Source organism: Fodinibius sediminis, from assembly GCF_900182555.1.
In the GTDB taxonomy this organism is placed as follows: domain Bacteria; phylum Bacteroidota; class Rhodothermia; order Balneolales; family Balneolaceae; genus Fodinibius; species Fodinibius sediminis.
Genome location: NZ_FXTH01000024.1, coordinates 18,705 through 30,896, shown reverse-complemented (window position 1 = coordinate 30,896; position 12,192 = coordinate 18,705). Strand labels below are relative to the sequence as shown.

The following is a 12,192-nucleotide window of genomic DNA, read 5'->3' as shown; positions in this document are numbered from 1 at the left end:
TGCTTGGCAACCCCGCCGTAGTGCTTGGCCATCACCGTCGTGATCGCCGCCGTCGTGGTCGTCTTCCCGTGGTCCACGTGACCAATCGTTCCTATGTTTACATGTGGCTTCGTTCGCTGATATGTCTCTTTTGCCATAATACTATTTGTTAATGATGTTTAAGCTCTGGATTCTACAATTTCTTTTTCTAGATTTTCGGGCACGGCTTTGTACTCAGCAAACTCCATAGACGAAGTTGCACGGCCCTGAGTAATTGATCGAAGGTCGGTAGTGTATCCGAACATTTCAGACAGCGGAACTTTCGCCCTCACTACTGAACCCTCTTTGTTATTGTCCATCTTACCGATGATTCCTCGCCTTCCGTTCAAGTCGCCAATCACATCTCCCATGTATTCCTCGGGAGTAATGACTTCAACATCCATAATTGGTTCCAGGATGGTCGGCTTGGCTTTTCTTGCTGAATTTCGGAACGCCAGCTTAGCACAAAGCTCAAAGCTGAATGCATCCGAATCAACATCGTGATAGGACCCGTCATATAAGCGGACACCGATATTCTGAACCGGGTAATCGGCCTGAATACCACCGCTCATGGCCTGCTTGAACCCTTTCTCTACAGAAGGAATGAACTCGCGGGGAATATTTCCGCCAACAATTTCATCAATAAACTTGAAGCCTTCGCTTACGGAAACATTATTATCCTCCTCATCGTACTCCTTGAAGTGATCGAGAGGGGCGATTTCAAACTCCATGTCGGCAAATTTACCACGTCCACCAGACTGTTTCTTATAGGTTTCCCGATGTGTAATGTTCGCAGTAATCGTCTCACGGTAGGATACCTGAGGAGCACCAACATTAGCCTCCACCTTAAACTCCCGCTTCAGGCGGTCAACAATAATTTCCAGGTGAAGTTCGCCCATACCGGCAATTGTTGTCTGCCCGGTCTCTTCATCAGTTTTAACTTCAAAAGTGGGGTCCTCTTCGGCCAGTTTAATAAGTCCGGTAGTCAGTTTCTCAGCGTCAGCTTTTGATTTCGGCTCAACCGCCAGCTTGATCACCGGCTCGGGGAAGGTTATCTCCTCAAGCAGGATAGGTTCATCAACATCACAGAATGAATCTCCCGTACGCACTTCCTTGACGCCAACGGCTGCCGCAATATCGCCAGCCCGTACCACGTCGAGGTCTTTCTTGTCGTTGGCATGCATCTCAAGAATCCGACCAACACGTTCTTTCTTGCCGGTTGTAGCATTATAAATATAGGACCCCTTCTCAAGCTCTCCGGAATAGACCCGGAAGAACGTCAGCTTACCGACATAGGGATCAGACATAATTTTAAAGGCAAGGGCTGAGAACGGTTCCTGCACACTGGGCTTCCGCTCCAGCTTCTCGTCATGATTCTCGGGGTTTTTACCCTGTATGGGAGGAATATCATACGGACTCGGCAAATACTTAATGACTTTATCAAGCACCGTCTGCACCCCCTTGTTCTTGAGGGCAGAACCACACATTACTACGGTGATATCCCTGCTGAGCGTAGCTTCACGGAGGGCATCCTCAATTTCCTCTTCGCTAATCTCTTCATCCATCAGGTATTTCTCCATCAGCGTATCGTTATGATCGGCAATAGATTCGATCATAACCTTGCGGTACTCATCAGCCTGCTCTTTTAGGTCTTCCGGAATATCAATCTCATCATACTCCATGCCGAGCGTTTCCTCATCCCAGATGATACCTTTCATCTTGATAAGGTCAACAACACCGCGGAAGGTATCTTCATTTCCGATGGGAATCTGAATGGGGACAGGATTCGCATTCAGTTTGTCCCTCATCTCCTCAACAACATTGAAGAAGTCGGCACCCACACGGTCCATCTTATTAACAAAGGCCATGCGAGGCACATTGTACTTGTTAGCCTGGCGCCAAACCGTTTCCGACTGCGGCTGAACAGCGCCAACCGAGTCAAAGACCCCGATCATACCATCCAATACACGAAGCGAACGCTCCACCTCAACCGTAAAGTCGACGTGGCCGGGCGTATCAATAATATTAATACGGTGATCTTTCCAGATGCAGTGGGTAGCAGCAGATGTAATAGTAATACCCCGCTCCTTCTCCTGGTCCATCCAGTCCATCTGCGAAGCACCGTCGTGGGTTTCACCGATGCGGTGTGTAATACCGGTATAATACAGGATACGCTCCGTCATCGTCGTTTTACCAGCATCCACATGGGCGGCTATACCAATGTTCCGCGTCCGTTTAATCTGGTCTACAATTTTTGGATCTGTTTTTGTCTTTGTCTCAGCCATTACTATAAGTTAATCTCTGTAAATCGTTTAGAATCTAAAGTGGGCAAATGCCTTGTTGGCTTCTGCCATCCGATGAACCTCATCCTTCTTTCGCACCGCGCCGCCCTCATTATTGGCAGCATCCAAGAGCTCACGCGAAAGACGACGAGCCATCGACTTGTCATTGCGCCCGGAAGAAGCACTAATAATCCATCGCATCCCCAGCGCCGTACCGCGATCCGGACGAACCTCGACCGGCACCTGATAAGTAGAACCGCCCACGCGCCGAGACCGAACCTCAACAACCGGCGAAACATTACTGAGAGCATTTTTAAACACTTCCATACCCTCTTCTCCCGTCTTCTCCTCAATAATCTCAAACGCCTGATAAAGGATTTTACGGGCTACATTCTTCTTTCCATCTCTCATCAGATTGTTTACAAAACGCGTAACCAACTTATCACCAAATACCGGATCAGGCTGTACGTCACGTTTATCTGCTGTCTTTCTTCTCATATTCTTATCGGTTTAATTCCTACTCAACAATTACTTAATTAGGCTTCTTGGTACCATAGAGGCTTCGACCCTGCTTGCGATCTTCCACACCAGCCGTGTCGAGCGTACCGCGCACAATATGATAACGAACACCAGGCAAGTCTTTCACCCGACCCCCGCGCACAAGCACAATACTGTGCTCCTGCAGATTGTGCCCCTCACCGGGAATATAGGCCGTCACTTCATAGCCATTGGTCAAACGGACACGAGCCACCTTGCGCAAAGCCGAATTTGGCTTTTTGGGCGTAGTAGTGTAAACTCGAACACAAACCCCGCGCTTCTGCGGGCAGTTTTCCAAAGCAGGAGACGTTGTCTTGCTCTGCTTGCTTTTTCTACCTTTACGAATAAGTTGTTGTATTGTAGGCACGATTTAAACGCTTAATTGATTTTTCGGTCAAACAAGAGTTGCCAATGATAAGGATTTATCCGGTACTTTTGCAAGAAAAAAACCTCTTTTTCTTTTCTTTTTTTCGCAAAGGATTCATTTCTTTACAGACGCATGTCAAACCTGCTCAAAATGGGTTAAATTAGTAGTATATTAATATATATCAGTATATCTATTTTGAAATTAGTTGATCTCCCGAACCTGAGTACCAAACGAATCATGGCCCTCTCTGAGAGCGGGATCAACAGCATCCTGGACCTGCTGAATTTCTTTCCACGCCGCTATATCGACCGTACAACGGTGTCGCCCATCCGGTCTTTAAAAGGAACCGGTGAGCAAACGACGGTCGTGGGACGCATTCAAAAGATCCAGCAGCAGGGGCGGGGGCGAAAGAAGCGGCTCGAGGTTATCATCCGGGATAACAGCGCCACGCTGAAAGGGGTATGGTTCAAGGGCGGTTATTATATAAAGAGACAATTTTCAAAGGGCCAGTTGGTGGCCTTCTTCGGCAAGGCCAAGAAATACGGACGTTATATAACCATGGCCCACCCCGAAGTGGATACACTCAGCGACAAATCGGAGGTAGAAGACCTTCAGCAAATTGTCCCGATCTATCCCGGCAACAAGGCCCTCTCCAGGACCCACACCAACAGCAAGCTGATCCACAAATGGCAAAAAATGATTCTGAAGCATGAAAAGCCGCCGGAATTCCTTCCCCCTCCTCTCCTGAATGAATACAACCTACCCCGGCGGCACAGGGCTTACCGGATGATTCACCTTCCCCAATCAGAAAGCGAATACAAAAAAGCCTTTGCACGGTTTAAGTTCGAAGAACTGTTCCTGTTTGAACTGAGCGTTGCCAAAACAAAACAAGAAGTAATAGAACGGCAGGCGGGTCACCGGTTTAAAAACCTGGGCAATCATACCCGGCACTTCTTTAACGAAGAGCTTCCCTTTGCGCTGACCGGGGGACAAAAATCCGCGCTGTCAGATATTAAAAAGGATGTCCGCTCCGGCACACAGATGAACCGGCTGATCCAGGGAGATGTCGGCTCGGGTAAAACAGTAGTAGCTATCGGGGCCATCCTGATGGCTATCGACAACGGTTACCAGGCGGCCTTCATGGCTCCCACTGAGATCCTGGCCGAACAGCACTTTCGCACCCTATCGAAATTCCTGCAGCCGCTGGGCATCAATATCCGGCTGCTGGTGGGCAACCAGACCAACAGCCTGCGCACCGATATTCTTACAGCCATCGAAGGGGGAAACTGCAACATCGTGGTGGGCACCCATGCCGTCATCCAGGAGGAGGTCCGTTTCCACCGGCTGGGCCTGGCTGTTATTGATGAACAGCACCGCTTTGGCGTCAAGCAGCGGGCGGAAATATTAACGAAGGGTTCCCATCCGCATGTACTGGTGATGTCGGCCACACCCATCCCCCGCTCCCTGGCCATGACGCTCTACAGCGACTTGGATATCTCTGTGATCAAGGGACTGCCGGGGGGACGCAAGCCGGTGAAAACGGCTGTTCGTCCCCAGAAAAAACATAAAGAGATCTATCACTTTGTAGAGCAGGAGCTCCGCGATGGCGGACAGGCCTATGTCGTCTACCCGCTGGTAGAGGAATCGGAAAAAATGGATCTCAAGGACGCTACAGCCGGCTATGAAAAACTTAAAAAGCAGTTCCCCGATTTTGAGGTGGGACTGCTGCACGGGCAGATGAAATCTGAAGACAAGGAGGCCGTCATGCAGCAGTTTGTCGACAACCAGCTCCAGGTGCTGGTCTCGACCACCGTTATCGAAGTGGGTGTGGATGTGCCTAATGCCAGTATCATGATCGTGGAACACGCTGAACGCTTCGGTCTCTCCCAGCTCCACCAGCTGCGTGGACGCATCGGCCGCGGCGAGCGCCAGAGCTACTGTATCCTGATCCACGGCCCAAAAGTAAGCAGGGAGGGCCGGTTCCGCTTGCGTAAGATGGCCCAGACCGATGATGGCTTTGAAATCGCGGAAGCTGACCTCAAGCTTCGCGGTCCCGGTGATTTCCTGGGCACCAAGCAGAGCGGTTTGCCGGAATTCCGCGTCGCCGACATTGTGGAAGACCAATGGATCCTGGAGCAGGCCAAGTCGGCCGCTTGGGACATCATGAAAGAGGATCCGCAACTCGACAGGCCTGCCCATGAAGAGTTGAAAAAAGTCTTTATCCCTTACTACAAGGAACGAAGTAAATTTTACGGTATGGGGTAGGAAGTACCAGTAAAGTTATAATCAATAAATAATGAAAATTTCGAGCTGATCATGCACAATTTTACATTACCTTCAGAGCGATTGTCGCCCTATGTAAAACGCATCTACGAAATTGACATCCCCCGGCCAAGCACTTTTGCAGAAAACCGGGTTATTCCTATGGGAATGGGCACTATCACGATTGTATTAAAAGGTAATCCACGTATTAAGGGGGTTAACGGTATTCGGAAATTCCCGAAATACGCTTTGGGCGGGCAGTATTTCCCCACCTTCTCTTTTGACAGTGATATCCCTCTGTTGTATTACGGTATTGCATTGAAACCCACCGCGACCTATAAGCTTTTCGGTTTTTATTTAGCAGACATCCAAAACGATTTTATTTCCCTGGATGAGGTGGTGGGTAATGAGGCAGAAAAATTGTGGCAACAACTCCTTCAGACTGAATCCACCGAAAACCGCCTGTCGCTGCTGAACAATTTTATGCTCCGGCAAATCCCGTCCACTACCGAATATAACCACCTGGATGTGGTTATCGATTATATATATAAAAAGCAAGGCATCCTGAAAGTCAAAGACCTCTGCGACTATGAGGATATTAGCAGGCGCTACCTGGAAAAAAAGTTCAAAAAACATATCGGCTTTAGCCCCGGGCAGTTTATCCGCCAGGTCCGGTTCAATTTTACCTGCAGTGAAATTACAGAAGCCGATACCGATGATGATGTAGACGATATATTAATGACGTTCGGCTATTACGACCGTTCCCACTTTATGAAAAAATTCAGGAAATATCACGGCGGGGATCTCCGGGTACTCACCGGGGACCAGCCCAACCTTTTCAAAGCTGTTTTCTCCAAAATCATGCGCAGCGATTCCGAAAACAGTTACCATCCATGAGTCACAGATACAGTATAAGTGTTGTTCGGGATCTGAAGAAACTGCTCCACGGCCTGACGGCCCCTAATACGTTGAAAAAAGTCTTTATGCCCTATCGCAAAGAACGACGTAAATGCTATGCATGGATGGGAACTGGAAATATGACCATTTACAGTAACAGAAAGAAATACATGAGCTGATCATGCACGATTTCACATTACCTTCAGAGCGATTGGCGCCCTATGTAAAACGCATCTACGAGGTCGATATCCCCCGGCCAAGCACTTTTGCAGAAAACCAAATTATTCCGCTGGGAACGGGGACCATCACCATCTTATTAAAAGGGGAATCCCGGATTAAAAGCATCAATGGCATACAGCATGGGCCCAACTTTACTTTGAGCGGTCAATATTTCCCCACTTTTTCTTTTGCAAGTAATCGTCCATTGCTGTTCTACGGTATTGCGCTAAAGCCCATGGCGACCTATAAGCTGTTTGATATTTACCTGGCCGACATCCAGAACGACTTTATACCACTGGATGAGGTAGTAGGTGAGGAAGCCAAACAGCTGCGTCAAAATCTATTGCAAACCGATTCTACGGAAGACCGCTTTTCGCTGCTTAAAAATTTTTTACAGGCGTATATTCCAGCATCTCCGACCTACAATCACCTTGACGTGGTTATCGACTATATCTATGCCCAAAAGGGCATCCTGAAAGTCAAAGACCTCTGCGATTATGAGGATGTAAGCAGGCGCTACCTGGAAAAAAGGTTCAAAAAACATATCGGCTTTAGCCCCGGGCAGTTTATCCGCCAGGTCCGGTTCAATTTTACCTGCAGTGAAATTGCAGCAGCCAATACCGATGACGATGTAGACGAAATATTAATGACGTTCGGCTATTACGACCGTTCCCACTTTATGAAAAAATTCAGGAAATATCACGGCGGAGACCTCCGGGTGCTCACCGGGGACCAGCCCAACCTTTTCAAAGCGGTCTTCTCCAAAATCATGCGCAGCGATTTCGAAAACAGTTACCATCCATAAGCCGATCAGCTGACAATCAGGTTGAATTCCCCGCCCAGCAGGAAACGTAGGCGCTGTATGTTCCGGGAGAAGATGCCGGACCTGCCGGCCGGGGTGTTCTTATTATCCACCGCCCCATACAAACAGTTCATGTACAATCCCAAATTCATGGCTCAGCGGATGACTGAGGCGCGTTCGCCTGTTGCCAGGCCATATCCAGTCAGTAGTTTGGCCATGTATTTCCATGTATTCCATAAACTTGCCAAATCCAGCCCCATCTCTTTCTTGCCTTAATTTTTTTAACCTATCCAAGACCGTTCGCATTTTTACTTTTCAATTTGAGAGGATAGCCCTAAATATGCCCCTTCAATAATTAGTCTTATTGAAAAGGCATTTTACTGACTATTGAATACATGCAATTACCTCTCCGCGAGGGAGCATGTATCATATGACAGGCAGCTAGCCGGATCCCAATCGGGGCCCCGGCAATACATTTTAAATAGTCCGTTGGCAAAAACACCGCACTCCTGTCGCCATTTCATGGCTGGTCAAATCAATTATCAAGCGAAACCCAAAGTATGTTCAAGAGCATCAACTTTAGAATGAAAAAGACGACCCGATATCTTTCCTGGTTTACCTTCATCCTTATTTGCGGGATAACGTTAACCATTTCCTGTACCGATAATGGAGGAGGTCCGCAGCAGAGCAGCATCGAAATCAGCCGCATCAGTCCCGACAGTGGCCGTGTGGGCAGTAAGGTGACTGTCTACAGCGAAAATATTGACCCGATACACGAAAATAATCAAATCGAGCTCAATGGAATAGACATACCCATCCTCAGTTACGGATCAAACAGCCTTGTGTTTGAAGTACCAGAAGGGGCAACCAGCGGCCCCGTAACACTGCGTGTACAGGGGAAAGTAGCCAGCGGTCCCTATTTCAAGGTTCTTACAAAGGGCCCTGAAATTGCTGCCGTAACTCCTGCCCGAGGCGGGCCGGGCACCCAGGTTACCATTACGGGTGAATATTTCCTGCCCCCTTCAATGCTGGCCAAAACATCCGCTGACAGCACCGCCCAGGGCCCAAGGCCGGTGACGGGCGATTCAGTCCAGGCTGACACTACCGAAGTGACACTTAAAGCCAAAGGAGAGCCTGCGTCAAATATCAACGGACTGCCCGTCTCCGTTTCTTTTGGAGACGAGCTGGCGCCGCTGCTCAGCCTAAGTGCTACGGAAATCATTGTTGAAGTTCCGGAAAAAGCCACCAGCAGTTCCCTAAAAGTGACCGTCGGTTCCAAGACCGCCACCAGTAACGGTTTCACCCTGCTCAGGCAACCCCTGATTGAAAAGGTGACCCCCACAGCCGGTCCTGCCGGTACAAAGGTCACCATTACCGGCCATTACTTTTCCTCACAACGCGACAGCAACCAGGTGCGCTTTAACGGCACAGCTGCCACAATTCTGCTCACGGACAGTACAAAGCTCATTGCCGCGGTACCCCATGATGCAACGACAGGATTAATCGAAATTATTTCCAATGGGCAGGCCATCACCGGACCCACCTTTACCGTATCGGAAACTCCCGTACCCCAGCCCGGCATTTCCGACCTTTCGCCCAAATTAGGCCCCGCGGGCACCCAGGTGACCATCACCGGGCAGAACTTCAGCTCCACGGCTGATGAAAATACCATTACCTTTAATGGCACCAAAGCTTCCGTGAGCAGTGCCTCCGAAACCGAGCTGGTGGCTACCGTGCCCCAGGGCGCCACCAATGGACCGGTCAAAGTGACCGTAGACGATCAAACGGCAGAGGGACCATCCTTTACTGTAACCGAAGATCCGGACAAACAGCTTTCTATCACCAATATCAGTCCCAAAGAAGGACCTGTTGGTACCACCGTAACCATTACCGGCCAGAACTTCAGCCCCATGGCTGATGAGAATACCGTTACCTTTAATGGCACCAAGGCTTCCGTGAGTAGTGCCTCAACTACCGAACTGGTCGTTGCCATACCGCAGAATGCTACCAGCGGACCCGTCAACGTTTCCGTAGGCAGTCAAACGGCCACCGGACCCACCTTTACTGTATCGGAAGCTCCCGTACCCCAGCCCGGCATTTCCGACCTCTCCCCCAAATCCGGACCCGCGGGCACCCAGGTAACCATCACCGGGCAGAACTTCAGCTCCACGGCTGATGAGAATACCGTTACCTTTAATGGCACCGAAGCTTCCGTGAGCAGTGCCTCCGAAACCGAGCTGGTGGCTACCGTGCCCCAGGCCGCCACCAACGGACCGGTCAAAGTGACCGTAGACAATCAAACGGCAGGAGGACCGTCCTTTACCGTAACCGAAGATCCGGACAAACAGCTTTCTATCACCAATATCAGTCCCAAAGAAGGACCTGTTGGTACCACCGTAACCATAACGGGGATAAATTTCAGCACCACCGCCTCGGAAAACGTTGTGACCTTCAACGGCAGCCAGGCCACGGTCAGCAGCGCCTCCACTACCGAACTGGTGGCCAATGTACCCAGCGGCACCACCAGCGGACCGGTCACGGTCAAGGTCGGCAGCCAAACCGCCACCGGACCAACATTCACTGTTGGAAACAATGCCGCCCCGACCATTACCGGGGAAGGCTCTTTTACGGTGGAGGAAAATACCACGGCCGTGGCCACCATCACGGCCAGCGACCCCGATGGGGACGCCCTGACTTTTGGCTTGAGCGGCGGGACCGACCGGGGAGCCTTCAGTATTGATGAAAATAGTGGCGCTCTGGCCTTTTCGACTGCTCCCGACTTTGACAATCCGGGAGACGAGAACGCTGACAATAGCTACCAGGTGGAAGTCAAAGTCAGTGACAGCAGCGTGAGTGTCACTAAAACCATTACGGTAACCGTAACGAACGTCGATGAAGCTCCGGTCATGGTCAGCCCGGCTATCCTGCAGGCCGATGAAAACAGCACCGACGCGGGAACCATTGTCGCCAACGATCCAGAAGGAAATGCAGTTACTTACATCGTAACCGGCGGTGACGACGCCCAGGCATTAACGCTTGATCAAAACAGTGGTAAGCTGACCTTTAATACCGCTCCCGATTTTGAGAGCCCGGCAGATGCCAACACCGATAACCGTTATGAAACCGAGGTCACCCTCAGTGACGGCAACCTCAACACCACCAAGACCGTTACCATCACTCTTCAAAATGTTAATGAAGCACCGGTGATTACCAGCGCTACCTCCTTTGAAACACAAGAAAACAGTACAACTGTGGGTACTATTACCGCCAGCGACCCCGAGGGAGACGCCCTTGACTTCGCCCTTTTGAGTGGCACCAAAGGGACACTCACGTTCAGTACCGACGCCAGTTCCGGGGAGATTACAATCTCGCCCGCCCCGGATTTTGAGACGCCACGTGATGATAATAGTGATAATACGTACGAGATGGATGTAAGCGTCGCCGACGGGGTGCTCTACACCACCCAGTTGGTCAAGATAACCGTCACGAACGTCGCAGAAGTGCCGAGTATTGATCGGGGAACAATTCGTACTTCTAATTCCCAAACCTATTTGTTAAACAGGACAAATCAAGAAAATGTATTCAGGTTTGATCCCGTCCCCGCAGGCACGGACCTCAATAATGCGCTTAATTTTTCGCTTGGTACCAGCTTGTCCGCTGATCTGGCCACCAGTGCCACAGTTACCGGGGGCGCGGACGGCGGGCTGTTTAGCGTAAATAGCCTTAACGTCTATGCCATACACTTGGATGGCCCCATCCTGAACTACAACCACAGTGCTGACGGAAACGCCCACGAGTACCGGTTTACCGTCACCGCCGAGAATGCGGCCGGGGTCACCCAGCCTTACACTATCATTATTCCGGTACAAAATCCCTTTACCCAGGGCAGCGGCACGGCCGCCGATCCTTACCAGGTGGAAACCATCGACCAACTACAGGTTGTGAATCAGTTTTTGGATGCCCATTTCGTACAGGCCACCAACATTGACGCCTCGGCCACGGCGGGCTGGAACGGCGGGCAGGGGTTTAAGCCTATTGGCGATTATAACACCGGATTCTCGGGAAGCTATGACGGAGATGGCTATACGATTAGCGGGCTGACCATGGACCGCACCCAAAGCAATGTTTATGGACTATTTGGAGTACTAGCCTCAAGAGGTCAACTTTCCAATGTGAGGCTGACCAATATTGATATAACCACAGATGACACTGCGGGCGGACTGGTAGGGGGTAATCAAGGGACCATCACCGACTCTTACGTTTCAGGAACCATAACCAGTAGTACCAATGGCACTACCGGTGGTTTAGTGGGTGAAAATAATGGAGTTATAAGAAAATCCTATTCATTGGCTAATGTAAATGGCAGGGCCAATGTAGGGGGGCTTGTGGGAACTAACTATTATGGCACTATCACCAACAGTTATGCAACAGGCAATGTAGATGCATCTCTTACCATTGCCGGGGGATTGGTAGGTAATAACAAATCAGTAATAGAACATTCCTACGCCACCGGAGCGGTTTCTGCAGGCAGTACAGCCGGCGGACTTGTGGGATATGAAGACACACGCTTTGCTTCAGTAACTGCAACAGAAAGCTACTGGGATACCCAGACTACCGGTCTGGCCACGTCGGACGGCGGCACGGGCCTGGCGACCAGCCAGATGCAGGGATCCGCCGCCGAAACCAATATGATAGGTTTTGACTTTACCAATGTGTGGCAAACCAACGCCGGGGATTATCCCAGCCTGCGCAGCAACCCGTAGTAATAAACCTGCTTACGTACGGGCAGACTAATGGGATCAAAACCA

10 protein-coding genes are annotated in these 12,192 nt (G+C 50.2%); 5 read left to right on the top strand and 5 right to left on the bottom strand.

The genetic code is table 11. The annotated features are described in order from the left end of the window. The 4 genes from FN808_RS17775 to rpsL form a co-directional block, all read right to left on the bottom strand. The coding region (locus FN808_RS17775) for a GTP-binding protein (RefSeq protein ID WP_246068320.1) at window positions 1-137 on the bottom strand (137 nt) is incomplete at its 3' end. Between the two features lie 21 nt (window positions 138-158). Then, window positions 159-2,303 carry an elongation factor G gene (gene fusA / locus FN808_RS17770; RefSeq protein ID WP_142715969.1) on the bottom strand — a complete coding sequence of 715 codons (2,145 nt, stop codon included), beginning with the start codon at window positions 2,301-2,303 and terminating at the stop codon, window positions 159-161. Window positions 2,304-2,330: 27 nt separating this feature from the next. Beyond that, complete coding sequence (gene rpsG / locus FN808_RS17765) at window positions 2,331-2,798, bottom strand: 30S ribosomal protein S7 (RefSeq protein ID WP_142715968.1); 468 nt, start codon at window positions 2,796-2,798, stop codon at window positions 2,331-2,333. A gap of 34 nt (window positions 2,799-2,832) precedes the next feature. Next, window positions 2,833-3,204, bottom strand: a complete 372-nt coding sequence (rpsL, locus tag FN808_RS17760) for a 30S ribosomal protein S12 (RefSeq protein WP_142715967.1) — start codon at window positions 3,202-3,204, stop codon at window positions 2,833-2,835. A gap of 195 nt (window positions 3,205-3,399) precedes the next feature. On the opposite strand from rpsL, the gene recG reads away from it, so the two are divergent. From recG to FN808_RS17740, 4 genes are read left to right on the top strand one after another with little or no spacing between them, the layout of a single operon-like run. Next, window positions 3,400-5,469: an ATP-dependent DNA helicase RecG gene (gene recG, locus FN808_RS17755; RefSeq protein WP_142715966.1), complete on the top strand. Its 2,070-nt coding sequence runs from the start codon at window positions 3,400-3,402 to the stop codon at window positions 5,467-5,469. Window positions 5,470-5,520: 51 nt separating this feature from the next. Further along, window positions 5,521-6,363 (top strand): helix-turn-helix domain-containing protein, encoded by an 843-nt coding sequence (locus FN808_RS17750; protein ID WP_142715965.1) that lies wholly within the window; start codon window positions 5,521-5,523, stop codon window positions 6,361-6,363. Continuing rightward, window positions 6,360-6,542 (top strand): hypothetical protein, encoded by a 183-nt coding sequence (locus FN808_RS17745; protein WP_142715964.1) that lies wholly within the window; start codon window positions 6,360-6,362, stop codon window positions 6,540-6,542. The genes FN808_RS17750 and FN808_RS17745 overlap by 4 nt, the downstream gene beginning before the upstream one ends. A 2-nt stretch (window positions 6,543-6,544) precedes the next feature. Then, window positions 6,545-7,387: a helix-turn-helix domain-containing protein gene (locus tag FN808_RS17740; protein WP_142715963.1), complete on the top strand. Its 843-nt coding sequence runs from the start codon at window positions 6,545-6,547 to the stop codon at window positions 7,385-7,387. Window positions 7,388-7,392: 5 nt separating this feature from the next. Here FN808_RS17740 and FN808_RS19385 read toward each other — a convergent pair whose 3' ends face one another. Then, window positions 7,393-7,518, bottom strand: coding sequence for a hypothetical protein (locus tag FN808_RS19385; RefSeq protein WP_281280792.1), 126 nt, complete (start codon window positions 7,516-7,518; stop codon window positions 7,393-7,395). A 450-nt stretch (window positions 7,519-7,968) separates the two neighbouring features. On the opposite strand from FN808_RS19385, the gene FN808_RS17735 reads away from it, so the two are divergent. Continuing rightward, complete coding sequence (locus FN808_RS17735; protein ID WP_185958489.1) at window positions 7,969-12,147, top strand: IPT/TIG domain-containing protein; 4,179 nt, start codon at window positions 7,969-7,971, stop codon at window positions 12,145-12,147. The last annotated feature ends 45 nt before the right edge of the window (window positions 12,148-12,192 follow it).

What these genes read in the sequence shown, in the direction of transcription:
- fusA (WP_142715969.1), bottom strand. Translation starts at nt 2,303, where the DNA reads ATGGCTGAGACAAAGACAAAAACAGATCCAAAAATTGTAGACCAGATT.
- rpsG (WP_142715968.1), bottom strand. Translation starts at nt 2,798, where the DNA reads ATGAGAAGAAAGACAGCAGATAAACGTGACGTACAGCCTGATCCGGTA.
- FN808_RS17750 (WP_142715965.1), top strand. Translation starts at nt 5,521, where the DNA reads ATGCACAATTTTACATTACCTTCAGAGCGATTGTCGCCCTATGTAAAA.
- FN808_RS17745 (WP_142715964.1), top strand. Translation starts at nt 6,360, where the DNA reads ATGAGTCACAGATACAGTATAAGTGTTGTTCGGGATCTGAAGAAACTG.
- FN808_RS17740 (WP_142715963.1), top strand. Translation starts at nt 6,545, where the DNA reads ATGCACGATTTCACATTACCTTCAGAGCGATTGGCGCCCTATGTAAAA.
- FN808_RS19385 (WP_281280792.1), bottom strand. Translation starts at nt 7,518, where the DNA reads ATGAACTGTTTGTATGGGGCGGTGGATAATAAGAACACCCCGGCCGGC.
- FN808_RS17735 (WP_185958489.1), top strand. Translation starts at nt 7,969, where the DNA reads ATGAAAAAGACGACCCGATATCTTTCCTGGTTTACCTTCATCCTTATT.